The organism is Oleiphilus sp. HI0128 (assembly GCF_001635365.1).
The window spans coordinates 1-26,423 of sequence record NZ_LWGG01000728.1; the positions used below are offsets into that span (position 1 = coordinate 1).

The 26,423-nt window shown below is 43.6% G+C and carries 20 protein-coding genes and 2 tRNA genes; 9 read left to right on the forward strand and 13 right to left on the reverse strand.

Annotation, left to right across the window (positions count from 1 at the left end; genetic code table 11):
* Positions 1 to 82 precede the first annotated feature (82 nt).
* The 3 genes from A3763_RS26965 to A3763_RS08995 all read left to right on the forward strand — a co-directional run bounded on the left by A3763_RS26965 (position 83) and on the right by A3763_RS08995 (position 2,786).
* Positions 83 to 397, forward strand: a complete 315-nt coding sequence (locus A3763_RS26965; RefSeq protein ID WP_082865225.1) for a succinate dehydrogenase assembly factor 2 — start codon at positions 83 to 85, stop codon at positions 395 to 397.
* Between the two features lie 514 nt (positions 398 to 911).
* Positions 912 to 1,835, forward strand: coding sequence for a folate-binding protein YgfZ (locus A3763_RS08990; protein ID WP_068553559.1), 924 nt, complete (start codon positions 912 to 914; stop codon positions 1,833 to 1,835).
* Positions 1,836 to 1,949: 114 nt separating this feature from the next.
* Entirely contained in the window at positions 1,950 to 2,786 is an 837-nt protein-coding gene (locus A3763_RS08995) for an HDOD domain-containing protein (RefSeq protein WP_068515707.1), read from the forward strand.
* Positions 2,787 to 2,859: 73 nt separating this feature from the next.
* Here the strand turns inward: A3763_RS08995 and ung are convergent, their stop codons facing one another.
* The 4 genes from ung to A3763_RS09015 form a co-directional block, all read right to left on the reverse strand.
* Positions 2,860 to 3,555: a uracil-DNA glycosylase gene (gene ung / locus A3763_RS09000; protein ID WP_068515738.1), complete on the reverse strand. Its 696-nt coding sequence runs from the start codon at positions 3,553 to 3,555 to the stop codon at positions 2,860 to 2,862.
* Between the two features lie 29 nt (positions 3,556 to 3,584).
* Positions 3,585 to 5,141 (reverse strand): lysine--tRNA ligase, encoded by a 1,557-nt coding sequence (lysS, locus tag A3763_RS09005; RefSeq protein WP_068515735.1) that lies wholly within the window; start codon positions 5,139 to 5,141, stop codon positions 3,585 to 3,587.
* A gap of 59 nt (positions 5,142 to 5,200) precedes the next feature.
* Positions 5,201 to 6,299, reverse strand: a protein-coding gene (gene prfB, locus A3763_RS09010) for a peptide chain release factor 2 (protein WP_156490432.1) whose coding sequence is annotated in 2 segments (ribosomal slippage) — positions 5,201 to 6,223 and positions 6,225 to 6,299 — 1,098 coding nt in all. Because the reading frame shifts where the segments join, the coding sequence is not laid out codon by codon here.
* A 75-nt stretch (positions 6,300 to 6,374) separates the two neighbouring features.
* Entirely contained in the window at positions 6,375 to 7,205 is an 831-nt protein-coding gene (locus A3763_RS09015; RefSeq protein ID WP_068515713.1) for an alpha/beta hydrolase, read from the reverse strand.
* Positions 7,206 to 7,536: 331 nt separating this feature from the next.
* Here A3763_RS09015 and cysK point away from each other — a divergent pair, with 331 nt between their 5' ends.
* The gene (gene cysK, locus A3763_RS09020) at positions 7,537 to 8,448 is read left to right on the forward strand and encodes a cysteine synthase A (RefSeq protein WP_068512617.1); all 912 of its coding nucleotides are present in this window, start codon (positions 7,537 to 7,539) and stop codon (positions 8,446 to 8,448) included.
* Between the two features lie 62 nt (positions 8,449 to 8,510).
* Here the strand turns inward: cysK and A3763_RS09025 are convergent, their stop codons facing one another.
* The 5 genes from A3763_RS09025 to A3763_RS09045 all read right to left on the reverse strand — a co-directional run bounded on the left by A3763_RS09025 (position 8,511) and on the right by A3763_RS09045 (position 14,603).
* On the reverse strand, positions 8,511 to 10,967 hold the full coding sequence (locus tag A3763_RS09025) for an EAL domain-containing protein (RefSeq protein ID WP_068515716.1): 2,457 nt from the start codon (positions 10,965 to 10,967) through the stop codon (positions 8,511 to 8,513).
* Complete coding sequence (locus A3763_RS09030; protein ID WP_068515720.1) at positions 10,967 to 12,205, reverse strand: hypothetical protein; 1,239 nt, start codon at positions 12,203 to 12,205, stop codon at positions 10,967 to 10,969. Before A3763_RS09030 ends, A3763_RS09025 begins: the two co-directional genes overlap by 1 nt.
* Complete coding sequence (locus A3763_RS09035) at positions 12,174 to 12,680, reverse strand: hypothetical protein (RefSeq protein ID WP_156495025.1); 507 nt, start codon at positions 12,678 to 12,680, stop codon at positions 12,174 to 12,176. The genes A3763_RS09030 and A3763_RS09035 overlap by 32 nt, the downstream gene beginning before the upstream one ends.
* 84 nt (positions 12,681 to 12,764) lie before the next feature.
* Positions 12,765 to 12,841 (reverse strand) — tRNA-Arg (locus A3763_RS09040).
* Between the two features lie 121 nt (positions 12,842 to 12,962).
* Entirely contained in the window at positions 12,963 to 14,603 is a 1,641-nt protein-coding gene (locus tag A3763_RS09045; protein ID WP_068515721.1) for a tetratricopeptide repeat-containing response regulator, read from the reverse strand.
* Positions 14,604 to 14,755: 152 nt separating this feature from the next.
* Here A3763_RS09045 and A3763_RS09050 point away from each other — a divergent pair, with 152 nt between their 5' ends.
* Both A3763_RS09050 and A3763_RS09055 read left to right on the forward strand, forming a co-directional pair.
* The gene (locus A3763_RS09050; protein ID WP_068515724.1) at positions 14,756 to 15,229 is read left to right on the forward strand and encodes a hypothetical protein; all 474 of its coding nucleotides are present in this window, start codon (positions 14,756 to 14,758) and stop codon (positions 15,227 to 15,229) included.
* A 178-nt stretch (positions 15,230 to 15,407) separates the two neighbouring features.
* Entirely contained in the window at positions 15,408 to 16,160 is a 753-nt protein-coding gene (locus A3763_RS09055; protein ID WP_082880424.1) for an outer membrane beta-barrel protein, read from the forward strand.
* 37 nt (positions 16,161 to 16,197) lie between these two features.
* On the opposite strand, the gene rlmKL is transcribed toward A3763_RS09055, so the two are convergent.
* Positions 16,198 to 18,411 (reverse strand): bifunctional 23S rRNA (guanine(2069)-N(7))-methyltransferase RlmK/23S rRNA (guanine(2445)-N(2))-methyltransferase RlmL, encoded by a 2,214-nt coding sequence (gene rlmKL, locus A3763_RS09060; protein WP_068512355.1) that lies wholly within the window; start codon positions 18,409 to 18,411, stop codon positions 16,198 to 16,200.
* A 343-nt stretch (positions 18,412 to 18,754) separates the two neighbouring features.
* Here rlmKL and rmf point away from each other — a divergent pair, with 343 nt between their 5' ends.
* Complete coding sequence (rmf, locus tag A3763_RS09065) at positions 18,755 to 18,964, forward strand: ribosome modulation factor (protein WP_068509010.1); 210 nt, start codon at positions 18,755 to 18,757, stop codon at positions 18,962 to 18,964.
* Between the two features lie 46 nt (positions 18,965 to 19,010).
* Here rmf and A3763_RS09070 read toward each other — a convergent pair whose 3' ends face one another.
* Together A3763_RS09070 and uvrB are read right to left on the reverse strand one after the other, a co-directional pair.
* Positions 19,011 to 20,033: a quinone-dependent dihydroorotate dehydrogenase gene (locus A3763_RS09070; RefSeq protein ID WP_068512352.1), complete on the reverse strand. Its 1,023-nt coding sequence runs from the start codon at positions 20,031 to 20,033 to the stop codon at positions 19,011 to 19,013.
* Between the two features lie 500 nt (positions 20,034 to 20,533).
* A complete protein-coding gene (gene uvrB, locus A3763_RS09075) occupies positions 20,534 to 22,546 on the reverse strand; it encodes an excinuclease ABC subunit UvrB (protein ID WP_068512349.1) in 2,013 nt (670 codons plus the stop codon).
* A gap of 266 nt (positions 22,547 to 22,812) precedes the next feature.
* On the opposite strand from uvrB, the gene A3763_RS09080 reads away from it, so the two are divergent.
* Together A3763_RS09080 and A3763_RS09085 are read left to right on the forward strand one after the other, a co-directional pair.
* Positions 22,813 to 24,024, forward strand: coding sequence for a pyridoxal phosphate-dependent aminotransferase (locus tag A3763_RS09080; protein WP_304439727.1), 1,212 nt, complete (start codon positions 22,813 to 22,815; stop codon positions 24,022 to 24,024).
* A 72-nt stretch (positions 24,025 to 24,096) separates the two neighbouring features.
* A tRNA-Asn gene (locus A3763_RS09085) sits at positions 24,097 to 24,172 on the forward strand.
* Between the two features lie 227 nt (positions 24,173 to 24,399).
* Here A3763_RS09085 and A3763_RS09090 read toward each other — a convergent pair.
* Positions 24,400 to 26,423 (reverse strand): GAF domain-containing protein (locus tag A3763_RS09090; protein ID WP_082880425.1); only part of this gene is annotated, 2,024 nt, incomplete at its 5' end.

The following is a 26,423-nucleotide window of genomic DNA, read 5'->3' on the forward strand; positions in this document are numbered from 1 at the left end:
TTACACCACAACGACGCTCTGTTCTTGAGTGTACCCAAAGCAAGCACTATAATGCAGCCTCTGCAAACAATTGGATAACTCAATGTCGGATCAGCCTTCGCAAAACTCAGCAAATGACACCCAAGAAACAAGCCAGCTCGATGAAACGAAAAGGGCTGAATTCAACCGATTGTTTTGGCATAGCCGCCGAGGAATGCTCGAACTTGATGTGCTGTTAGTGCCATTCTTGAAAGAGGCCTACTCTACTCTTCCTGAAGATGACCAAGCCCGTTTTAGAAACTTATTAGATTGTGAAGACCCCGATCTTTTTGCTTGGTTTATGCGTAACGGAGCACCAGAAGACCCGGATCACGCTCGCATAGTTAAGATTATTCTTGACCGTGTTCAGCCAGACTAAAGTTCAGTTTATACCGTCCAAGTTACTTGCGGGAGTAATTTTGCTCCCGTATGCCGCGGCTATTTTTCTTAGCCTTACTCACGAAATTTATCTGCCGCTAAAAGTTTCTATCTGCTTGATATGCACACTAGCTGGTTTTTACCATCTGCTAAGTCGAGCTTTGCTTCGCTCTCGCTTTGCTATCACTTCCTTAGTTGTTTCCAACGAGAACCTTAGTATTTACTTTTCGAACGAAGATGCAATCAACGGACAAATACTTGGAAAAAGTTTTATCTCCAGATATCTTTGCTTACTTACGGTAAAACATGCTCCTCTTATTGATAGTCGCCTAGCCTTTATTAGTGCGTACACAAGTAAATCTCATATATTAGTTACACCTCTAAACCTTGAGTGTCCAGATTCATTTAGACGTTTTCGCGTCTTTAGCAAATTCGGCAATATCAATATAAAGCACCGCGATGCTGTATAATCGCTAAATACTAAAAAACTAATTACAACTGACAGTTACCACATTATGACTCACATGTTTATCAATCTACCCAGTCGTTTTATCAGCATCACTGGTGAAGACTCAGAAAAGTTTCTTCAAGGTCAATGCTCTACTGATATCAACTCCCTAGATTCGAACCATTTCTCTTATGGCACCCTGAACACACCCAAGGGACGTATATATGGCTTGTTTAAAGTTGTACGGATTTCAAATGGTTTATTGCTGTCCGTAGATGAAAGCTGCTTTGAACATATCCTCAAGACCTTAAGCAAATACGCAGTTTTCTTTAAGTGCGAACTCAAAGAAGCTAACTTTCACTCTTATGGTTGTAGCACGCCATCATTAGCAGTTATATGTGAGCGCTACCCTGAATTGGCCGCATTAAAAGCCCCCGAAGACAATTCAAACAAAGCAGGTGATGACAACACCCTGTTAATAAGACTACCCGGTAAGCAAGGCCTTTTGGAGTTCTGGTCCCAACAAGTACCCGATGACAGCTGTTCAGATACTGAGGCCCTTGAAAACTGGCTGGCGAAAGAAACTAAAGCAGGTATTCCACAAGTATTTTCTGCCACACAAGAACAGTTCATTCTTCAGGAGCTGAATCTACATGAATTGGGTGCAGTCAGCTTTAAAAAAGGATGTTATACCGGACAGGAAATCATCGCCCGTATGAAGTTCTTAGGTAAGCTTAAAAAGCGCATGTGTTTACTTGAAGGAAATGGCACTGCCGCCGATCAACTCGAGCCAGGTGCCGATGTGTTTATTAAAACTATCGAAGGTTTGCCCAAGAAAGTCGGTAAGCTCGTCCGAGCCCATACATTGACAGATACGATTATTACTGCTTTAGCTGTGCTAAACAAGGAACAAGTCGATACAGGTGAGACAACGTATATCGGCTCCGACCTGGATACTGGGTTTATTGTGTCTGACCTTAGTTATTCTTAAGAAAACTATAACGAACTCAGGTTTTTTACTTCGTTCCGATAATTTCTAGAACAAAAGCGTTTTGCTCTGCTATAACTAATGAGTAGATGAAAAACATCTTGAATCGAGGTATTCATGTCAGAAATTGGTCAGAAGATAAAACAAGATATATTGGAAGCAATTGAGAACGACACTATTGTCTTACCAACGCTTCCTGAAATTGCTTTAGATGTTAAGAGAATCAGCGAAGACGAAGATTCGGGGTTATTCGACCTGATCGACGTTATTAACAAAGATACTGCCTTATCAGCACGCCTACTCAAGGTTAGCAACAGCCCTTTGTTTCGCGGTGCAAATGAAATCACTACGCTAAACATGGCAGTAAACCGCTTAGGCATGCAATATACGAGTAATCTTGCAACAGGCCTCGCAATGGAGCAGATGTTCCAAGCAACTTCAGAGATGATCGACAAGCGTATGCGCGAGACTTGGGAGCGCAGTACCGAAGTAGCGGGTATATGTAGTGTGCTCGCACGGCAGCACCCTCATCTGGCTGCAGGCCAAGCGACGTTGGCCGGACTCGTTTATTCCATCGGTTCTTTGCCGGTCCTTAAGTACGTTGAAGATAACGACGTTCAAATAAATAGCGTAATGCTCGACAACCTTTTGGATGAACTTCAGCCCATCGTGGGTCAGAAGATATTAGAGAAATGGGACTTTCCATCCGAGCTCAAACCTGTACCCAAAGAGTGTGTTAATTTCACTCGAGAAGTTGAAAAAGCGGATTACGCCGATTTGGTCATGGTTGCCATGCTACACAGCTATGCTGGCTCAGAACACCACTATGTAGAGATGGACTGGTCGCACATTACAGCGTTTGAACGTATTGGCGTTGACCCAACTATGGACCCGAATGCAGATGAAGACCTAAGTGCTGAAATGGAAGCAGCAATGGCGTTGCTAAATGCCTAATAGAATAAGCAGGCCTAAGACATAAAAAAAGCCGATCACTTGATCGGCTTTTTATTAGATAAATACTTAATTTTTAAACAACAGACGCCCAGTTTATTGGCTGTTTACCATTATCTATCAAGTATTGATTTGTCCTTGAGAAATGGCGACAGCCAAAAAAACCACGATAGGCAGAAAGCGGCGAAGGGTGCGGTCCTTCCAATACAAAGTGCTTCTGACGATCAATCAGCTTACCTTTCTTTTGGGCATAACTCCCCCAAAGCAGGAAAACAACACCAGACCGTTGCTGATTCAGCACCTCAATAACCCTGTCAGTAAACGTTTCCCAACCTTTTCCTTGGTGGGCACCAGCTCGAGCCTGCTCAACCGTCAACACCGCATTCAGCAATAGCACACCTTGATCGGCCCAAGAAATTAGATTTCCTGAACTTGGAATCGGCATGCCTGTATCCGTGTTGAGTTCTTGATATATATTACGTAATGAAGGCGGTATTGCTACACCCGGCTGAACCGAGAAACACAAACCATGCGCCTGCCCAGGCCCGTGATACGGGTCCTGCCCGATAATAACAACCTTTACCTCTTCAAAAGCGGTATGATTCAGCGCATTGAAGATTTCGGAGCCTTGCGGATAAATAATTTTACCCGCAGCCTTTTCGCTGCTTAGAAATCCACGTAAAGACTGCATGTAAGGCAGGGTAAGCTGGTCGCCGACAACTTGCTGCCAGGACTCACTCAGTCTACCTTCTTTTTCTGAACCTTCAGCCATCATATGAAACCCAAACAATAAGCCCCTTATTAAGATACTGGCTTCATGTGCGGGAACAAAATAACGTCTTTAATGGTTGGGCTGTCGGTAAATAGCATCACTAGCCTATCAATACCGATACCCTCACCTGCAGTAGGTGGCATACCGTATTCAAGAGCCTGGATGTAATCTGAGTCGTAATGCATCGCTTCATCATCACCAGCATCTTTTTCTTCAACCTGCTTGCGGAAGCGGTCAGCCTGGTCTTCAGCGTCATTAAGCTCCGAAAAGCCATTTGCCAATTCACGGCCGCCAACAAAGAACTCAAAACGGTCAGTGATAAATGGGTTGTCATCATTTCGACGCGCTAATGGAGAAACTTCCCATGGGTAGGCAGTAATAAAAGTAGGCTGATCGAGCTTTTCTTCAGCAGTCTCTTCAAAGATTTCGCATAACCACTTACCTGCACCCCAGGCAGATTGCTTAGCATCTTCTCTAATACCGACCTGGCGTCCATAGGCAATCATTTGCTCCAAGTTATTTCCGGCGTCGTTGATGATAGACGGCTCAAAGTCTGGATTGTACTTAAGCACAGCTTCGGCCATTGTCATGCGCTCGAAGGGTTTGGCAAAGTCATAGACCGTCTCGGCAATCACTTCGCCATCTGCATCTTTCTTAGTTGATTTAATGTCAGTTGTACCCAGTACATCCAAGGCGATAGTACGCAGCATGTCTTCAGTAGTATCCATTAAGTCATGATAAGTTGCGTAAGCCTGGTAGAATTCGATCATTGTGAATTCAGGATTATGACGGGTCGAAAGACCTTCATTTCTGAAGTTACGGTTAATTTCAAACACTCGCTCAAAACCACCCACAACCAAGCGCTTCAAGTACAATTCTGGCGCGATACGCAAGTACATACCGATATCCAGTGCATTGTGATGCGTTTCAAAAGGCTTAGCCGTTGCGCCACCAGGAATGGTTTGCAGCATCGGTGTTTCAACTTCCATAAAGTCACGATCACTTAGGTATTTACGAATCCCCTCAATAATCTTGGAGCGAACCATAAACAAATCGCGAGTTTCCTGGTTGATGATCAAGTCAACATAGCGCTGACGATACTTAGTTTCCTGATCCGCCAAGCCGTGAAACTTATCCGGTAAAGGGCGTAGTGCCTTAGTCAGGATAACCACATCTTCTGCACGTTCTATATTAACAAATAACTCGCCCTTACCCGACTTATGCAGGGCACCCCGTACACCAACAATATCACCTAAATCAAAACGGGTTTTGTAGCCAATTTCTTTTTGAATATCTTTTGGTACGTAATACTGCATACCACCCGATACATCAGAAATCTTAGTAAATGGCCCCCGCTGAAACATGATTCGACCCGCAACAGATACTTGGTTATCCTGTTCTTCTAGCTCTGGCTTAGAGAACTCACCGAACTTTTCTAACAGATCTCCTGCTAAATCTTTTCGCTCGAAGTCATTACGGTGACCATTTGCTGAACAACCATCACGCAGTTCCTTGAGTTTGTTCTTACGCTCAGTGATCAACTTATTTTGGTCTTCAGTGTTCGTAGTATTCTGTTCGTTCGACATATTTTCTTCCAATTACTTATCCATTGCTGCCACCAAAGACGATAGCAGCAAACTAAAAATTAAAGGCCTTGCTTAAGACTGGCTTCGATAAACTGATCCAGGTCGCCATCTAAGACATTATTGCAGTTACTGGTCTCAACATTGGTTCGCAGATCTTTGATCCGCGAAGAGTCCAGTACATAGGAGCGGATTTGACTTCCCCAACCAATATCTGACTTAGTATCTTCCAATGCTTGTGCCGCTTCGCTACGCTTCATCATCTCTAGCTCATATAACTTTGCTCGAAGCTGCTGCATAGCCTTATCTTTGTTTTGATGCTGTGAACGTTGGTTCTGGCATTGGACCACAATACCGCTTGGCTCATGAGTAATACGTATTGCTGAATCGGTTGTATTAACGTGCTGGCCGCCCGCACCACTAGAGCGATACGTATCAATACGCAGGTCTGCCGGGTTAATTTCAATATCGACGTTATCATCAATTTCCGGTGATACAAACACCGATGCAAAAGAAGTATGGCGACGGCTGCCTGAATCAAAAGGAGATTTTCTTACCAAGCGATGGACACCTGTCTCTGTACGTAACCAACCAAATGCATATTCACCGGTAAATTGGATTGTCGCACTTTTGATGCCGGCAACTTCACCGTCGGAGAGTTCAATGATTTCAGTCTTGAAACCTTTCTTCTCCCCCCACCGTAAGAACATACGCAATAACATGCTGGCCCAATCTTGAGCCTCGGTACCACCTGAGCCAGACTGAATATCGAGATATGCGTTGTTTTCATCCATCTCGCCAGAAAACATTCTTCGAAACTCTAGCGTTTCAAGCTTTTCACTTAGCGTGCCAAGCTCATCTTCAACAGCAGAAACCGTTTCTTCATCTTGCTCTTCCACAGCCATATCCAGCAGCTCCTGAGCGTCCACCAGACCAACGTCGAGATTTTCTATGGTTGCTACAACAGCTTCTAGATTAGAGCGTTCTTTGCCAAGCGCTTGCGCGTTGTCCGGATCATCCCAGACACTAGGCAATTCTAATTCACGTTCAACTTCTACAAGTCGCTCTTTTTTTACATCAAAGTCAAAGATACCCCCTAAGCGTTTGCACACGCTCAGACATATCTTTTATTTGCTGCACTAGCGGGTTTACTTCCAACATCTATTGACTCACATTCCTTAAAACTGAAAAAAGCGAAATAACACACTTAATAAAGCGCGCCATTCTACCGCTAAGCTAAAACCGCTCCAACCAATTTTTCATTTCTTTCGCAGTTTCCGGCCAGCTTGGCTCTAATAAAATCTCATGCAACGCCTTTGGAACGATTTTTCTTTGCTTATTAGTCATCTCTAAACGATCAAATAAGTGTTCACTCACCCAGGGCTCAACGAGTTCATCGCCTTCTCCGTGCCATATAGCGATGGGCGTTTTGATTTGCGAAGCCTGCTTGCGTAGCTTAGTAACTGCCGATAAATACTCTGTAAACCAACGTGCACTAACCTTACCGTGATTAAATGGGTCTGTGGCATAAGCGGCAACAACCTCGGGATCAGAACACACCACACTTGCTTCTATGGGATGAGCAAGACTGAGTCTAGGTAGAAAGAAACTCATTGTATTGCCAATAACACGCGTAAACCACGGGACAGCAATTGAAACATCAGCCGCTGGCCCACTTAAGGCTACACCACTGAATCGGCCAGGATACTCTAACAAGTGGTGCAAACTAATCATTCCACCCATCGAATGACCAAGTAAATATTGCTTTTCTTCCATGACTGTAGAACGCAGTGTTTCCAAGTCTTGCGCGTAGTCACTCCAACGCCTTACATGCCCGCGCTTACCTTCAGACTGACCATGCCCTCGATGATCTAGCGCATAGACTGCGTATCCCTGGGAAACAAACCACTCAGCAATGCACTGATAACGCCCCGCATGTTCACTCCAGCCATGCGAAATAACAATCGCAGCTTTAGCATTTTGATTAGGCCAGTAGTAGAAGTTCAGCAGTAAACCATCATCCGTTTCTACCTTTGATTGAGTCGGTGCAAGCCTTGCTACACTCATTCGCTTTGTTTCCTTTATTAGTCTATATACTGAAAATAAGTTTTATTGAATTTTGGAGCAAGTACAGTAAATTATGGTGCCTACTATTTAGCGCCTAAGTGTATCGTTTTTATGGCCGATAGTTTACCCTATTGGCGACCTCATTTCTGACGATTTTTAGCTATGCGCATTTCACTCTCTCATCATGCAAAACAACTCGCTAAGCCCAATACTGCTTGCAGCAACCGGTGCCTCTCCAAGCTCTGCGTATTGAGAGCTGATTCGAATAGTAAGCTAAGTCAGTAACCAAGTATATTGTAATGACTGAATGCCACTCAAAGGGAATATTCAAATGAAATATAACAACATTCTTGAAACCATCGGCAACACGCCGCACGTACGAATCAACAAGCTTTTCCGAGACGATATCGAAGTATGGATGAAGGTCGAACGCTTTAATCCCGGCGGCAGCATTAAAGACCGTATTGGCCTCGCTATGATCGAGGCCGCCGAGAAGTCAGACCAGATCAACAAAGATACCGTTATTGTTGAACCGACATCAGGAAACACCGGCATCGGTCTGGCTCAAGCAGCTGCGGTAAAAGGCTATAAGCTGATTCTAGTTATGCCGGAGTCAATGTCTATAGAACGTCGAAAGTACATGACAGCTCTGGGTGCCGAGCTCGTACTAACACCAAAAGAAAAAGGCATGGGCGGTGCAATTGAAACAGCTGCCGAACTAGTTACAAAAGGCAGTAATCACTGGATGCCACAACAATTTACCAATGCTGAAAATGTTGCGATCCATCGCCGTACTACTGCGCAAGAGATTATTTCCGATTTCCCCGATGGTCTTGATTATCTGATTACCGGTGTTGGCACTGGCGGTCATATCACTGGCTGTACAGAGGAACTTCGTAAAGCCTTCCCTTCTATACAATCCTACGCAGTTGAACCCGAAAAGTCCGCAGTGATCAGTGGTTGCGAAAAAGGACTGCATCGCCTTCAAGGTATCGGCGCTGGCTTTATTCCTGACATCATGAACACTGAGATACTGACAGGAACAATTCAAGTATCTGAAAAAGACTCTTTCGACATGGCACGTGAGTGTGCAAAGCAGGAAGGGATTTTTGTAGGTATTTCTTCTGGCGCTACCTTAGCCGCAGTTAAAAAGAAGGAAGCTGAATTTACTCCTGGCAGCCGCATCGTGATTTTCAGTTATGATACTGGCGAACGCTATTTATCGATCGAAGATCTGTTCTAGACCTTGAACCATGAGCGGGGCTTACGCCCCGCTTTGAAATATCCTGGAAATCAAAGCCTATCTTAGTTATTTGGCTTAAACCCGACAGACTTAAGCGGGGACGAGAAGAACTCATCAGCACTCAAGGGCTTGTCAAATAGATATCCCTGCCCAATCTCACAACCCAACTCTTGCAAGAAAGCCATCTGCTCAACTGTTTCCACACCTTCAGCCACCACCTTCAAGTTCAAAGTATGTGCCATAGCAACAATTGCCGCCGTGATCTGCTTGTCATCATTATCGTTGGGTAAGTCCATAATAAATGCACGGTCGACCTTGAGTTTATCCAGAGGGAGCTGCTTAAGATAGTTAAGAGAAGAATATCCCGTACCAAAGTCATCAATTGCAATGGTTAGTCCCAAAGACTGCAACTCTTTCAATAAGGAAATCGCATGCTTAATATCGGTCGCTAACAAGGACTCAGTCACCTCAAACTCTAGGTTCTCGGGGTTAACACGGTGCAAAGAAATTGCCTGAGTAATATCGTTAAGTAAGTCAGGATCACTAAACTGGCGAGCTGACAAGTTGATCGACATTTTAACATCACATAGTCCGCGCTGCTGCCAATCGGCACACTGGCGGCAAGCTTCATGAATAATCCACTTACCAATGGGAATAATCAGACCGTTATTCTCTACCATATCGATAAAGAAAAATGGCGATAACAGACCGCGCTTAGGATGCTGCCACCTTAATAGAGCTTCGCAACCAATCAGCTTTCCGGTACTCAAATCCATTTGCGGTTGATAGTGCAATACAAACTCTTCCCGTTCGACAGCATGGCGCAACTCTTCCTCCAAGGCCATACGCGAGTCAGCATCTTTATGGAGCTGGTGATTGAAGATATGGTAGCTATTCTTACCTGAGGCTTTGGCTTGATACATCGCTAGATCGGCATTTTGCAACAAGGTTGCAGCGGATACACCATCCAAAAGCGACAATGTGATGCCAATACTCGATGATACAGAAAGGCGCCTTCCCTCAATCGCAACGGGCTCTTCCAGCACTCTCAGCACCTTTCTTGCAAGCTCAACAACCTTCTTTTCACTGTGAACACCACTAAGCACAAGGCAAAATTCATCGCCACCGGTACGCGCTGCAATATCAATATCAGAAACACAACTTTTAAGTCGGTCGGCAACCACAGACAATAAGTTATCACCAACCAGGTGCCCTAGGGCATCATTAATGTGTTTGAAGTTATCAAGGTCAAGGTAGAGAAACGCAAACTTTCGCTCAGTTTCATCTTGGCTAGCTAACTTCTTATCAACCAGTTCTATCAAATAGGGCCGGTTCGCTAAACCAGTCAAAGCATCGAAGTGAGCCATTTGGTGAAGCTCTTCGGTATTATCACTCAGTTTCTGGTGATAGGCCTCTAACTGAGAGGTTACCTGCAAAGAAGTAGTTTGTAGCTGGCTAATTTCATCAGCAAAAATACGGTTGCTCGCCATGCGCTTAAGCTTGTCTTTTGCTTCTTTATATCGTCCTTGAGGCAATAAAGGAAGCGCCTTGGCTTGCCGCTGCAGAGAACGAATCGGCCGCCACAAAACGAGGAATATCAACAGCATTGAAACAATAATCGCAACTAAGCCAGTTATAACGTGCGTGTGCCGAGCATACTCTATTTGCTCTCTGGCTTGGGTTGTATCAGATATAAATGCAATTAGCGCATTACTACCAACCAATTCAGAGTTAGAGACGAACATAAGCTCAAACTGAGAACCTGGTAAATCAATAATGTTGATTAACTGCCCTTCAGCTTCGACAAAGTCACGCCTCCATCGACTTTGAATAGCATGTTGCTGAAGAATTGGCTGTAGTAAAGGCTTATTCGTCAAAGAAGAGAAAGCCAATCCGGTCTTGCCAAACTGTACTGATGCTTCAGAGTTATTATTAACCGGCGTGAGTATCCCGATATCAGATCCGGTGATTCTATTAAAATCTAGCATCATATCTGCTAGTGATACGCTCAGCTGAATAAGTTTAATATCACCATTAATATCTAGAATCGGAGACAGTACAGCTAACTGACAAAATTCAAAACAGATCATTTCTTCGGACGGAGTGCGACTCGTCAAGGTACGCTCAATAACGTCGGAGTTTGGACGAATGCGTTGATCACCCCACTGCCCAATCACTTCGCCTTTTGCATTAAGTAAGGTTGCGCTCTCTAGGGCCCAAGTTATCTGTAAAGACAGCCAGTGCGAATCGAGCTTGTCCTCAATATACGGACCTTCTGACGTTAAATTTGGTAGACCATCAATTATATTAATTAGCTGCAATGAGCTCTTCTTGAGCAAACCGTTATATTCAATAATATATTGCTGCTGGTTCACACTTCTATTATGCGCTTGCAAGGATTGCATTTGCGCTACATTGAAGTATGTAAAAAATGAGATAAACGATAGAAAGATCGCAGCTAGGCCAACTGCGGACTTCCAATATAAACTAACAAAAAGCTGTTTTTTTGTGTCTTGCATTAGAAACGATACGCCACCTGAGCTAAAAACATATTCCAGTGCTTACGTTGTTTTTCCATATCTGGATTTTCTAAGTCAGGCAACCAAAATGTACCATTTACAGCGTGAAACTCGATTGAAAACATCCATTCGAACGAAGGAGCATAACTAATGCCAATAGTGGAGTCTTTAGCAAAAGCATTACGCGCATACCTATTGATTGGGTCACCGGCTTCATAGTCCGAGCCATCTTTGTCGTCTTTAAACCGATAAGCTTCGTCCTGGCGCACATATACCTGCATATTAGGTGATAGTTGATAATCTACCTGAACGTAATAACCAATAAACTTTTCCACATTTTTATTGCCAGCAAAAATGTTATCTACTTCGATATCTCGTCGTTGGATTTCAGTTGTGAAGCGCCATTTATCAATACTGAGTTCAAAAGAAAGCATCAATGCTTTTAGGCCAAGCTCACCCTCAAACAGTGGAGGGGTGACAGTAAGATCTTGAAACGTTTCCCCTGCTCCCGGTGTAAAATCAGCATCTAATTGAACATAAGAAAGCGCAGTGCGCCACGCACCAGAACCGGGTTCAAAAGACAGCCTCGTAAAGCTAGCGCGCTCATTATCGAAGCTACCAGAGGTTTTCGTACTTAAGATTGACTCAACACTATGACTATTAAAAATCGGCTCACCAAAAGCAGTACTAAACGACAACGTACCGCTCTGGAATTCCCGGTGCCCATAAAGCCCTATACTATCTGATGAATGTAATATCTCTTGCAAGTAATCAATATAAATAGACTCAGGCAACAGTAAACTAGGACGTGTTACTGCAACATCTCTAGTTTCGTTAAAGAAGCCAAACGGATTCTTTAAACGCCCTGCTCTTAAACCTAAACCATATTCAAAATCATCAAAAAGCCGCCAATCAAGTATCGCAAAATCAAGTCTAGTACCTTTTGGCTCGCCGTTACCAATCTGTTTGTAAAGACCCTGCATGGAAAACTGTAAAGAGTTCGTCGCCTTCCAAGACCCGTTTAAACCAACACTATTGTATTTAAAGCTACCATCAGAACTAGAACCCAAAAAATCATTTTCATCGGTTAAAACAAAGCTTTGACTAACAAAACCGTGCCAATTGATATGATCCACTAGATATTTCTTAGCTTCCGTAGCGAAAGAAACTAAAGAAGTTCCACCCAGCACAACCGCTAAAACGGCCTTAGCGAATACTGACCGTAGTAAAATGCTCATTCGACATGCCTCCTTCAACATAACCAATTGCCCCGGGTGTATTATTAATTGTCGCTAGCATATCTTCGACGGATTGAACGACAACAGGTCCCTGACCTATACCTGAGTATATGTACCGGTCCCATTGACGCCTAAGTTGATGCGGGAGCATTTTTAAGGTATTCATCAAAAATGATCGATGAACCGGGTTGGTATCTTGGAAAACCACCACTGTAATCTTTGTTCCATCGGGCCAAGCTCTAGCTCTCAGACTAAAAATAGCGCGCAACTCATTTAAGCTTAAAGTGTCGGTTAGCGTGGAGAGATGAGTGATAACAGACTGCGCGTTCGCTGATTCACTGACATGACCGCCTGAGTCATCAGCATAACAGGTACGGGCGAGCGACAGTTGGAAAACTGCAATCAAAGAAATATAAATGATAAAGGACTTTATCCACATGATTACAAAGGTAGACCATAATCTGTGGATTGCCAAAGCCACAAACCTAAACACGCGTGGTTTTACACTTTAATAACATAGCTCTGAGTTTTAAGAGCAATATGGAGATATAAACAAGAATGGCCCGCCCTTCAGGATTCGAACCTGAGACCTTCCCCTTAGGAGGGGGACGCTCTATCCAGCTGAGCTAAGGGCGGAAAAATAGGCGCAGGAATAATAGCGAGCAAATGAGTCAGGCTCAAGTGGAAATTACACGTTGCAACAGATTATTCCCATACAATTGAAGCCAGGACTTGCGATACCCACTGTTACCTACGACTAGGACAGTGCCTTAACCTTCGTTTGTAAACTTTGGAAGCGTTTGTATTGCCTATGCTGAGCAGGAATATGCTTAACATTGTCCAAGCATTGCTCACACTTTGCTTTGAGCTGAGGGTTGCCACCTTGCTGTCGAATTTGTTTTAGCATTACCTGGACGGTATTAAGGTTAAGGGCTGGGTGTTTTGGCGTAACCTGAAGCGCCTCATCAAAAACGCGAATCGCTTCGTCCAGATCACCCTCTTCAAATGCAGTAATACCACTCTTGTTAAGCTTTCTAGCTTTAACCCTTTTCTGAAGGCTAACAGGCTCATCAAGCAACTCTTCAATATTGTTCATGACACCCTTGTCGTCCGAGTGACGCTCTGCCAAATCACTTAATACCTTCTCGGCTTCGGTCTCGTCTCCCATACTGTAGAGTGTTTTAGCAAACTCCAAGGTTGTTTCAGCTGAGGCGCTCGATACATCCATTGTTTCCTGGGCTTTATCCAGTGCAGCCTGAGACTTTTTGTCATCACCCTGCCCTTTGTGAACACGGGCCTCGATCAATAATGCACTAGCCTGAACATTGACATCATCCTTAAATTTCTTACTAGCACGCCCTAGAATATGAACAGCTTCTTTTGCCTGTTTTTTACCATTATCCGACGTATCACCTTCAGCCAAATCAGAAAGGCAGCGACCTAAACTTAAATAATTTTCAGAAGACTCGTGTACAGAATTGTGCCCCAACTTTACACTTTGACAAAAAGCATCCGCAGCGCCTTCAACATCTTTATTTTTAGAGCAAACTTCAGCAAGTTTCTGCTGACGCAGAATAGCATGCGGTGAAATATCAACAGCCTTTGCCAAAGTTTTTTGCGCATCGCGGGCCTTCCCATGCTTTAGTTGCGCTTCGGCCAAGGTATCATAGGCTTCAATTAAGTTCGGGTTACCTGCTAATAAGCCTTGAAGCCCCTTGATAGCGCCTTCATAGTCACCCAAAGCAACTTGCACCTTGCTTAAACCAAGCCTTGCCCAACCAATATCACGTGTCGATAACACGTCACGATATATCTTCGCTGCGCGTTCGTTCTCACCCATCTGAAAATAAAGACTAGCAAGCTTGCGCATACACCAGGTGATATATTTAGTTTCGTAGCGAACCTCTTTATTGATTAGTTCGATCGCTTTGGGGAGGTTTTCAGCATCAATCGCCTCATTAATAGGTTTCAATACCTCACGCTGCTCGATCATTGCATCCAAACGTTTTTGTAAAACGGCTTTTGTAATAGGCTTTGTGATGTAGCCATCAGGCAAGTATTCAAGCGCTCCCATGACCATATCTTTAGAAGTTTCTGCCGTGATGAGTATGAATATGCCTGTATGCTTAAGAATTTTATTGTGACGAAGTTCTTCCAGAACCTGTTGCCCGCTCTTTCCGGGGCCTAGGTTATAGTCGCACAAAATAATATCAAACTCTTCATGCTCACAACGAGCAACGGCGTCTTCACCATTCCCCGTTACCTCGATACTCTCAACCCCAAACGCTCTGATCATTTGGCGTATTGAAAGACGAAAGTTTTCGAAATCATCGACAACCAAAAAGCGCAGATTGCGATAGTATTTGGCTAGCTGAATTTGTCTTTGCAACTCACTCATAAAACACTTACTTCACTGTTCCTAAATTTAATACTCCTAAGTGTAGACAAAAAATCAAATCAGATAGCGTATATTCAAATATTTCTTTTGACTCACGACACTGAACAATAGAAAATTCAGGCTTTTAACAAGCATGGTCTTATCTATCTAATATGGAATTCCCTTCTTTTATCGATATTGAATACAGCACACCAGATGAAGGCGGTTTTCCAACTGCAATTACCTGGTCACTAGCCAACGGCCAAATCAAGTCTGTACTTATTATCCCTGATGACGAATGGGACCCTTGGGACAATACCGACAGCACCGTAGATCTTCAATTTCTTTTTGATCAAGGTGTTTCCGGGCCTGACGTAATTCGAGAACTAAACCAGGACTTGGATGGCCAAACAGTTTTTATTGATGGCCTAGATGAAGATGAAGCCTTATTAGAACTGCTATTCGAGACTTATAATAACGAACTAGGCTTTGAAATAGCTTCAATCACCCAGCTCTTTAGCTCTCACCCACTAGAAACGCTGCTAGCGAAACGAAATGACCTGGCTATCGAGAACCAGCTTGATATTGACTCAATTGAAGACAATGTTCGCGCACTGCTTCACCTAAGCAAAGAAATCCTAACTTAGCATCTAGAATTTCTCAGGTTCAATTCACAACAACGCTCAGCAAACCCAATATTATGTTTTACTTCAATAAATTGTGAATCGTATCGAAGCACATTTGGTAATATCGTGGCACCATATTGCATTCCGTAATTCAATACCTCAATGCAAGCTATCAACCGTAGCAAAACCGGATCTACAAATGGATCAACTAAAATTAAGGATGCCCAGCAACATGGTTTGCAAACGCTTCGCACTCGCCCTAGTTTCAATTCTGCTATCTATTTCTACTTTGACTCAAGCCAACGATGATAACGGTTTTTTTAGCAACCCTGGCCCTAAGTCCGAAAGAAACTACTTATCTGTCGGTCTTTCTTTGAACGAATTCAACAGGCTCAACCTTAATCTCGTCCTCTCTGACAGCGTATCTTACGAAGATAGAACTGAAGGCTCTCCGGTTTTATCATTCAGCGGCCTTACTGCACAAACCTACGGCCTTAGCGTTATTTATGGTAGCTACCTAGATGACACTTTCAAAGCAGAGTTTCGTTACGGCAAGGGAATCAAAGAAGACACGCTTAAAGGAGCAAAGGATGTCAACCTAGATCATTGGATTGCGACATATATGGGAGCCGAGCAAGAGATTACAGATTATTTTAATGCTTACGCACTACTTGGACTATCTTACTACCGAGCAGATGTAACGCGTCATGAAGTTATTAGAACCGTCTCGGAAAGTGCTATTTCTAACGCGGAATCAGCGGTTCAACCCAGCCCATTCGTGGCCGAGTCACATTTATTTAAAACGAACTTCAGTTTAAGCTGGATTATCGGAGGAGACTATAAGCTGAGTGATCAGTGGTATTTATCCTTTGAATACGGTCGTTTGCTCAAGGACACTGATACGAATATCGAAATAGATCAGTACAGTACCTACCTAAAGTTTGAATTCTAAGGATAAGCCCACTACTCAAACCGACTAAGCAAATTTCCTAGCCGCGCTCTATTTTCCAGCATTGGTGAATATGACTATTGCGCTCAAAATCTTTATCCACTGACATTTTGGTAAAGTCTGTGACCTTATAGTTTGCGCTCAAGCCTGGATCAAGCTTAAACCTTCGCAGGTTATTCGAGAAAACCAGCACCCCCTTTTCAGACAGCAAGCTCATACACTGCTCTATGAGTACGACATGATCACGCTGAATATCCAGCACCCCCTGCATTCGTTTAGAATTAGAGAAGCTCGGTGGATCTAGAAAAATCAGATCAAAACTGGCTTTTTGTTCCTGTTGTGACTTTAGCCACTCAATACAATCTGCCTGAACTACTTTATTGTCACGAAGCGCTAGCCTATTGAGCGCCAGATTTCCCTCGAACCAATTCAAGTAGGTCTTTGACATATCAACGCTCAAGGTTGATTTCGCACCACCAAGTGCGGCATAAACACTCACCGCACCTGTATAACAAAATAAATTTAAAAAGCGTTTATCTCTGGCATTATCATAGACCCACTTTCTAATGGGACGATGATCGAGAAACAACCCGGTATCCAAGTAGTCCTTTAGGTTTACCTTGAATCGCGCACCACTCTCACTTACTGTAAAAAAGTCTTTTTGAGATGCTTCTTTTTCGTACTGTTTAGTACCTTTTTGTATCGAACGAACTTTTAAAGCAATTCGCTTCGTCGGTATCGTTGCACCATTAAAACTAAACTCGCTTAATACCTTAAGCCCCTCTCTTAGCCTTTCTCGGCTAGCTTTCTCATCAATAGACTTTGGCGCTTGATATTCCTGGACATGAAGCCATGTAGTTTGATCAATGCTTTGGTACATATCGACTGCGAGCGCAAATTCCGGCATATCAGCATCGTACAAGCGATAGCAGCTAATCTCATTTTTCTTAGCCCACTTACCGAGGGTCTTAAAATTCTTCTTAAGGCGGTTAGCGAACATTTCAGCACGCTGTGGATTCGATATCTTCCAGTTGCTAGATGAATGTTCTAATTTAGAGGAGCTCGCAGCATCTTTGTAGCGATTATCCTTATCAAGACTAAATAAGATGAGTTGACTTTCGATAGCGCCATTAAAGAGTTTATACTGTTTATATGAACGCCAGCATATGGCCTTACCTAAATCTGCATTTCCTGTAAATACGCCGGCACTCCATCCAAGCAAGTCTCGCTCAAATAGCTCACCCAACACACCATACAGCGTTTTAAGGAGGTTAATCTCGCCCAAGCGCTCTCCATAAGGAGGGTTCGTTAGCAACAACCCCGCCTGATCATGTTCAGCAAGGGTAAAATCTTCTAGTGAGCGTTTCTCCACATGAATAATCTTATCAAAGCCTGCCTTTCTAACATTATCCCAAGCTTTCGCCACAACTCTAGAATCCTGATCAAAACCAGTAATACGCCCCTGATATGAACCTAAGCCTTTTTCGAATGAATCTAAAGCAGCCTGACGAAGCGCACTCCATAATCGCTCATCATGACCTTTCCAACACTCAAACCCCCAGCGCTCGCGAGCAAGTCCTGGCGCTTTATTGGTAGCAAGCATTGCCGCTTCAATAAGCAAAGTGCCAGAGCCACACATTGGATCAATAAAACTAGCGCTGTCGTTGTAACGCTTAGGCCAGCCACTCAGCAAAAGCAATCCGGCGGCAAGGTTTTCTTTGAGTGGCGCAGCACCGGTAACAGAACGATAGCCGCGTTTGTGGAGACTTTCACCTGACAAGTCGAGGCTTACGTTAATTTTCCCTTTTGCCAACCTGGCTGATATACGGATATCAGGCTCGGCTCGACTAACTGAGGGCCGGTCCCCAACAAGGTCACGAAACTTATCAACAATTGCATCTTTTACTCGCAAAGCACCAAAGGTAGTGTTGTTGACATGTTCATTTTGCCCAGAGAAATCGACCGCAAAACTAGCCGTACAATCGAAATATCGACTCCAGTCTATAGAATAAGCTGCGTCATAAATTTGATCAGCCGTTTCCGCTTTATGTGAACAAAGCTCAAGTAAAACCCGATTTGCAACTCGCGACCAAAGTAATACACGATACAACAAAGATTTATCTAATTCGGCACTCACGCCAGCAGGCGTTGACTTTGTCTGCTCGACTCCAAAACTATTGAGTTCTTGCTCAAGAACGTAATTTAGCCCTCGGGGGCACGTTATAAAAACATTATATGAGTCGTTATTTCGCATGTGTTACCAAATTAATACAAACTGAAATTAAGAAATAATCGCGCATTCGAACACGTTACACCCTATAAAACAAGCTATTACGGAAGCTTATACTAAAGCTATATATAAATAGTGTTTTATAGAAAGAATTAGTCATGTACTTTAGACAGAAATTTAGCTTAACTAAAAGTCCGGCCCAGTAAAGACAAGCAAAGCTTATTGCCGCCGGCAAAACACTATAACAATTCATTTGCACTCAATAGGAGTTGAATTACCTTTAAGCTTCGTAACCCCTTCGGGTACAACGTTGCTGCGCTACTTATAAATAACAATGTTTAAAGCATGTTCATGAGGTTCATAACGAATGAAAAGACAAAAGCGTGATATTGATCAAAGAGCATTTAAAAAAGGTTATCAAGCAGGCATTACAGGAAAATCAAAATCTCTCTGCCCTAATTCTACTACCACCGCAAAGCAAAACTGGCTAAGTGGCTGGCGTGAAGGTAGAGGCGACAACTGGGACGGTCTAGTTGGAGTATCCGGTATTCACAAACTCCCCGGGATCACAACATAGCAAAAATTGAAATTGAAAAGGCCCACATCAGGGCCTTTTTTTATGCTTAACGCATCGACTTAATCGCTAAGGCAGCATCTCTTATTAAAGCAGGCCCCTTATAAATGAAACCTGTATAGATCTGTACCAGGCTTGCCCCGGCATTAATCTTATCCACCGCATCTTGACCGCACATAACCCCCCCCACGCCAATAATAGGCAGACTCTCTCCAAGTTCGGCTTTCAGCTGAGAGATCACCTCGGTCGATCGCGTCGTTAACGGAGCACCACTCAAACCACCTGCCTCGTGCGCATGGGGGTAGCCCTGAACAGCCTCTCTAGCCAATGTAGTATTGCCCGCAATTACACCATCCAGTTCACGCGCTTTTAGCGACTGCGCAACCATCACAAGCTCTTCGTTAGTCATATCAGGAGCAATTTTGATTGCAGTGGGGACATAACGGCCATGCTTCTCTGCCAGTTTAGCCTGCTCTTCCTTAATCGCGTCAAGCAAAGAGTTCAGAGACTCACCAAATTGAAGGGTACGCAAGCCGGGCGTATTGGGCGACGAAACATTTACAGTTATATAGGTAGCACGAGAATAAACCGCGTTAAGGCATTTTATATAATCTGAATTCGCATCCTCAACAGCCGTATCAAAATTCTTCCCAATATTAATTCCAATAGGATTTTTGTACTGACTCGCTGCAACCTGCTGCAACAGGTGCTCAACCCCTTCATTATTGAAGCCCATTCGATTAATAATTGCCTGGTTCTCTTTCAGGCGAAATAAACGAGGTTTGGGATTTCCCGGTTGTGGTCGAGGAGTGATTGTACCCACCTCGACAAAACCAAAGCCCATTCGGCCCAGCGCATCAATGTGATCGGCATTTTTATCCAAACCTGCTGCGAGACCGACTCGGTTTGGGAACTGTACCCCCATCACTTCGACTGGGTCAGAAACCACATCTGGCAAAAATGGTGAAATCAACCCCAAACGATTGAACGCGCTCATCCAATCCAACGAAAGCTCATGAGCTGTCTCAGGCGGCAGTGTAAATAATAAGTTTCGTAAAAGTGAATAAGACATATACAGACCCGACTTTAAAAAATATTAACAAGTGCATTTTATAGACAAACATAATCGGCGTTCATTATATACACTTGTTCACAGGTAAACGAAAAGAAAATACTGGCAAGTCCATTCGGCAAAAAAAGACAAGCAAAAAAATTGCATTTTTTACTATTTTTTTTGCTAATTTCCGCCTCTAGCATGTTGACTTTCAAAGCGACTTAAATTCAATCCCCGTTAAGACAAAAGCATTATTACGCTTTTGACATTTATCCACCAATTCTGTGGATAACTTTGTTGAAAACTTAAGTAAAGACGGTCAAACCCCGCTAGAAATGGCGGCGACACACAAACTGATTATTTTTTAACCAATTAAAAAAGCCTTATTTTTCAATGCCTTATAGTTTCTTTAGTATTTTTGCAAAAAAACGCCATGTTTCATATTGACTTTCTTAGCAAATTCGAAAATGTGCATAAAAACGACGTTTTTCTGACGCGAATTGTAAATAACGCGCTAACTATAGAAGTAGGCGCTCTTTAATCTCGGAAATTTTATCTCGTAAACTTGCTGCCTTTTCGAATTTTAAGTCTTTTGCTGCCTGATACATTTCTTCTTCTAATGAACGCATCTCAGACTCCAGCTCTTTCGGTGTTCGAGCAGCGATTGCCATATCGTACTCCTGACCTGCATCCGCAACTTTATTTTTTGCTTTGCGCTTTCCAGGAATGAAAGAAGCACCTTCCATGATATCACCAACCTTCTTATTCAGGCCTTGGGGCGTAATACCATTTACTTCATTGAAGTTCATCTGCTTTGCTCTACGGCGCTTTGTTTCTGATATCGCCTTCTCCATTGATCGTGTGATTTTATCTCCATATAAGATCGCTCTGCCCTTAACGTTTCTAGCCGCCCGCCCTATCGTCTGAATCAGTGATCTTTCGGAACGAAGAAAACCCTCCTTATCAGCATCGAGAATTGCAACCAGGGCAACTTCCGGCATATCAAGCCCTTCTCTTAACAGATTAATACCTACCAGGACATCAAACTCACCACGACGTAAGTCCTGAATAATTTCAATTCTTTCGACAGTATCTATATCGGAATGCAAGTATCTGACTTGAACGCCATGCTCCATTAAGAAATCTGTGAGATCCTCAGCCATACGCTTTGTTAGCGTTGTAACCAACACTCTTTCGTCTAGCTCGGTTGCCGCATTAATCTCCGACAGCAAATCATCTACTTGAGTTGTAGCAGGCCTCACTTCTATTAGAGGATCAAGCAACCCCGTCGGCCTAACGACCTGCTCAACGGTTTTGTCAGCATGCTCTTCTTCGTAGGTTGATGGTGTCGCGGAAACAAAAATAGACTGGGGAGATATACGCTCCCATTCTTCAAAACGCATAGGCCTATTATCAAGTGCCGACGGAAGCCTAAAACCATACTCCACCAAGGTTTCTTTTCTAGACCTGTCGCCTTTAAACATTGCACCAATCTGAGGAATCGTTACGTGCGACTCATCGATTACCATTAAGGCATTATCCGGCAAATAATCAAACAAGGTAGGCGGCGCTGCGCCGACATCGCGCCCAGACAAGTAGCGCGAGTAGTTTTCAATACCATTACAGTAACCCAGCTCTGTCATCATCTCTGTATCATAGCGAGTTCGTTCTTCTAGCCTTTGCGCTTCGACGAGCTTATTATTGTCCCGTAACTGCGCTAAACGAATTTCTAATTCGGACTTAATTCCATCCACAGCATTCAGAATTGTTTGGCGCGGCGTAACATAATGGGATTTAGGGTAAATCGTAATCCGAGGCACACGACGCGTCACTTCGCCGGTTAAGGGGTCAAAGAAACTTAAGTTCTCGACCTCATCATCAAATAGCTCAATTCGGATTGCCTCTTTTTCAGACTCAGCGGGGAAGACGTCTATCACATCACCACGCACACGATAGGTAGCTCGGTGTAGCTCGATGTCATTTCGCGTATATTGAATCTCGGCCAATCGTTTTAAGATATCGCGTTGACTAGCCGGCTCCCCCCTATCTAGATGTAGCATCATCTTGAGATATGATTCCGGGTCACCCAAACCGTAGATGGCAGAAACCGTGGCAATAATTATTGCGTCTGGCCGCTCCATAAGTGCTTTAGTTGCAGATAGACGCATCTGCTCAATATGTTCATTGACTGAAGCATCTTTTTCAATAAAGGTGTTTGAAGATGGAACATAGGCTTCAGGTTGATAATAGTCATAGTAAGAAACAAAGTACTCGACCGAGTTTTGCGGGAAAAACTCTTTAAATTCGCCGTATAGCTGAGCCGCCAGTGTTTTATTATGCGCCATTATAATAGTAGGTCGCTGAAGCGCTGAGATAACGTTTGCAACCGTATAGGTCTTACCTGACCCCGTTACACCAAGAAGCGTTTGATACATCAAACCGTCTTCTATCCCCTCAACAAGTTGTTTGATTGCTTCAGGCTGATCCCCCGCTGGGGAAAATCGTGACTCTAGTAAAAATTCCTTCGCCATTATGATTCCGGTCGTAATGAAAAAATGATAGACTTCGCAAGTTTGACCACTCCCTTAAAGGAAAATCTATTATCAGTCACGAAGCATGACTGTAGATTGACCTTCTAAACTTGGGTGGCAGCACTAAGACACTTGTATATAAATACAACTGCAGCTATGCGATGCGCTTATCGGGTAGCAAACGATAGCAAATTTTTTGCTTTAGAATAAGCCAGTGCACGTTCTTTATTTACGGTGAGCAATTATTCCTGATTGAGGAAACAGACTTGGAAGCACAATCATCCAACCCAGCTTTATCTGCCCTGGAACTTTCAAACCGGGTACAACTTATAAAACCATCTCCGACCTTGGCTGTTACCAACAAAGCCAATGAACTAAAAGCCGCAGGTAAAGATATTATCGGCTTAGGCGCTGGCGAACCAGACTTCGACACCCCTGAACACATTAAGCAGGCTGCGATTAGTGCAATAAAAAATGGCCAGACGCGCTACACCGCAGTAGACGGCACTCCAGAACTAAAAGGCGCGATCATCGATAAATTCAAGCGCGATAACAAGCTTGAGTATACGCCTAAGCAGATCCTCGTATCGTCTGGCGGAAAGCAAAGCTTTTTCAATCTCTCACTTGCCTTGCTAAACCCAGGCGACGAAGTCGTTATCCCTGCACCGTACTGGGTATCCTACCCCGACATGGTCAAGATAGCGGAAGGCAAACCAGTTATTGTTGAAACGAGCCTTGATAACCGTTTTAAAATGACTGCCGAGCAACTGTCAGCAGCAATTACCGATAAAACCAAAATCGTAGTTTTAAACTCTCCCTCGAACCCAACCGGGATTGCTTATACACGTGAAGAACTGGTTGCCATTGGCGAGGCACTAAAACAACACCCTGAGATTTTAGTCGTTACCGATGATATGTACGAACATATTCTATGGACAGAACAACCTTTCGTTAACATATTGAACGCCTGCCCAGAGCTATATGACCGCACCTTTGTTTTGAATGGTGTCTCTAAAGCATATTCCATGACAGGCTGGCGCATTGGCTACGCAGCAGGACCAGAAAAAGCAATCGCTGCGATGAAAAAGATTCAGTCGCAAAGCACATCGAACCCCTGCTCCATTTCTCAAGCCGCGGCGTTGGAAGCACTAAATGGCAGCCAGGAATGCATCACAACAATGGTTACCGAGTTTAAAAAGCGCCACGACTATCTTGTCGCAGCGCTTAATGAACTTCCCGGCGTGGAATGTATTTCTGGCGATGGAACATTTTATGTCTTTCCAAACTTCCAGGGTGCTATCGACAATCTAGCGAATATATCTAACGATGTTGAAATGGCCGAGATGCTGCTAAGTGAAGCAGGTGTGGCACTTGTACCTGGGTCTGCTTTTGGGTCTCCTGGATGCATGCGCCTAAGCTTTGCAACCAGCATGGAAATATTAGAGTCAGCAATTTCACGTCTCAAAAAAGTACTTTAAGGTCTTGACCTGGGCCGCTTTGCTCTTTAGTATACGCGGCCTTGATTAACGAAGTCTTCGTTAGTCTTCTGTTCCCCGATAACTCAGTTGGTAGAGTAGCGGACTGTTAATCCGTTTGTCGCTGGTTCGAGCCCAGCTCGGGGAGCCAACTTCTTATTCCCACTTTCCTAACTTTATCAAAGCTGCGCTTTGAATTAATTCTTTGTAGATCCACTCCAATCTATAGACCAGGCCTAAGACCTGCAGGATACAACCAGACCGTTTTTTTCACCCCCAAATAAGCCACATCGATTTGCCAACTATAAATATCGCAAACACAAACAAAAAAGCCCCTTACTTTCGTAAGAGGCCTGCCTTTAATCTCAACTATTAAAACTAGTTAAAGCTAATAGCTTTCTGGTAGAAACTTGCCGGGATACGTATATTTGTAGTAAATGATCTGAAGTCTGCATTCTCATCACCATCATCCAGAATAACCTCAATACTTCCACCTTCGCGCTCCAGGAAGCCCTTAACAGCATCCATACCAACACCACGCCCTGAAACGTCCGTAACCTCATCCGCAGTAGAGAAGCCCGAGGAGAAGATCAAATTAGCGATTTCACTCGCTGAAGGCTTCGGATCGGATTCTGCATAAATACCCTTCTCGATCGCCATTTTATAGATACGGCTAATTGCAATACCGCGCCCGTCATCGCGAACCGCAAGGTTTGCCAAATCGTCTATATAGCTAACGTCCAGACTAATAGTACCACTTTCAGATTTTCCTTTTTCAAGGCGCTCATCAATCCCCTCAATACCGTGATCCATAGCGTTTCTGAAAACATGCATGAATATGTTATTAAGCGTGCTATGCGCTTCGCTCTTAACAAAGATTCCTGCATTATCAATTTCGATATTTGGTTTACCCTTGCCAAGCTGCTCTGCGAGCGAGTTAGCTGATTCGATAACATCTGAAATCACACCATCTAAGGGCTTAGCTTCCATTGACATCAGCATGCTGTATGCCTCAGAAACAACACCTTTAACATTGTCATCAAGCGTTTGCTGGGTAAGTGACTTGATATTTTCCAACCAAGAGCTGACGCGTGCCGGGTCTAAGGAAATACCACTCTCAGCCTCTCCATCACGACCAAGTTTCTCACGGAACACATATGCATACTTCGCGATGATATCTTCCGCACCACTTAACTCTTCGAGCAATTGCTTCTGATCCCAAAGTACATCTTCATTCTTACGAAGATCGTCATAAGTACTTTCAACTTCATGAACAATGTCGGTAACCTGACTCAAACCATAGGTACGAGCATTCCCTTTCACTGTGTGCATTGAGCGGAACAGGTTAGCAATAATGTCCAGGTCTTTCTCATCATTTGCTTCGATAAGCTGTCGACATTCAGCCAAGAAGTCTTCAGAAGTACCAATAAAGTCGGCAAACTTACTTGCATCAACAGCAAGGATTTCACCAATAATTGCCAACTCACGCTTCTGCTCTTCAGCCTCTGCTTCTAGAGCTTTAAGCTCGGTAACATCTCTGACTGTCACCATTAACTTATCAACTTCACCTTCTTCACTGATAATTGGATCCCAATCCAGCTCAAGAATCTTTTCACGATCATCATCCATGCGGATGTTCATTTCAGTCATTAAGCAATGAGAGTTGAAGTCGTACATCATCTCGTCTTCACCGACAATAGCATCGACACCAGTAATATTCTGATCAACTGCATCAGAACCCGCCGTTGTGTTGCTAAACAACAAGTCCGCAAAGTTACGATCTGCGATACGGTCAGTTTCAAAGATCTGCTCAAGGAATGCTGCATACTCTGGATGAATAAAACCACCCTCGGTAATAGTAAACAAACCTTGGTGCATATTCGCCATCATGTTTGCAATATCGTTGTTCTTCTGACGAAGCTCTGCAGTACGCTCTTCCACTTTCGCTTCCAAGTTTCTGTTTTGCTCTTCGATAACTTCACGCATTCGAATACTTTTGATTGTCGTCACCAAGGATCGCGCTACAGAAGAAACGAACTCATAATCACTATCAGCAAAACTCACATTCTTCACATCACCGGAAAGGTTAATCACACCAACGAGAATCTCTTTGTCGACAAGCGGTACACATAGTAAGGCACGCTCTTGCCCGCCAGCAGACGAGACAAAGTTCTTATCTTTTTCGGTATTTGGAACAAAAATAGTCTTTTTGGTTTCAGCTGCTTTGCCTAGAACACCTTGTCCCATATCAAACTTAACAGCTCCACTACCAGCTTCAATCGCTTTAGGTGGGAAATGTGCTTTCACCTCTAACTGCTGATTTTCATTTGTAAGAAAAACCGAACCCTGCGAAACGCCAATCTTTTCATGCATACTTTGAAGCACTTCTTCAAGAGCAATAT

Bases quoted from the DNA above. Each gene is read 5' to 3' on its own strand.
- A3763_RS09030 (WP_068515720.1), bottom strand. From the start codon at position 12,205: ATGAGCATTTTACTACGGTCAGTATTCGCTAAGGCCGTTTTAGCGGTT.
- A3763_RS08990 (WP_068553559.1), top strand. From the start codon at position 912: ATGACTCACATGTTTATCAATCTACCCAGTCGTTTTATCAGCATCACT.
- A3763_RS26965 (WP_082865225.1), top strand. From the start codon at position 83: ATGTCGGATCAGCCTTCGCAAAACTCAGCAAATGACACCCAAGAAACA.
- A3763_RS09025 (WP_068515716.1), bottom strand. From the start codon at position 10,967: ATGCAAGACACAAAAAAACAGCTTTTTGTTAGTTTATATTGGAAGTCC.
- A3763_RS09015 (WP_068515713.1), bottom strand. From the start codon at position 7,205: ATGAGTGTAGCAAGGCTTGCACCGACTCAATCAAAGGTAGAAACGGAT.
- rlmKL (WP_068512355.1), bottom strand. From the start codon at position 18,411: ATGCGAAATAACGACTCATATAATGTTTTTATAACGTGCCCCCGAGGG.
- A3763_RS09050 (WP_068515724.1), top strand. From the start codon at position 14,756: ATGGAATTCCCTTCTTTTATCGATATTGAATACAGCACACCAGATGAA.
- cysK (WP_068512617.1), top strand. From the start codon at position 7,537: ATGAAATATAACAACATTCTTGAAACCATCGGCAACACGCCGCACGTA.
- uvrB (WP_068512349.1), bottom strand. From the start codon at position 22,546: ATGGCGAAGGAATTTTTACTAGAGTCACGATTTTCCCCAGCGGGGGAT.
- rmf (WP_068509010.1), top strand. From the start codon at position 18,755: ATGAAAAGACAAAAGCGTGATATTGATCAAAGAGCATTTAAAAAAGGT.
- A3763_RS09055 (WP_082880424.1), top strand. From the start codon at position 15,408: ATGGATCAACTAAAATTAAGGATGCCCAGCAACATGGTTTGCAAACGC.
- A3763_RS08995 (WP_068515707.1), top strand. From the start codon at position 1,950: ATGTCAGAAATTGGTCAGAAGATAAAACAAGATATATTGGAAGCAATT.
- A3763_RS09070 (WP_068512352.1), bottom strand. From the start codon at position 20,033: ATGTCTTATTCACTTTTACGAAACTTATTATTTACACTGCCGCCTGAG.
- A3763_RS09045 (WP_068515721.1), bottom strand. From the start codon at position 14,603: ATGAGTGAGTTGCAAAGACAAATTCAGCTAGCCAAATACTATCGCAAT.
- lysS (WP_068515735.1), bottom strand. From the start codon at position 5,141: ATGTCGAACGAACAGAATACTACGAACACTGAAGACCAAAATAAGTTG.
- ung (WP_068515738.1), bottom strand. From the start codon at position 3,555: ATGGCTGAAGGTTCAGAAAAAGAAGGTAGACTGAGTGAGTCCTGGCAG.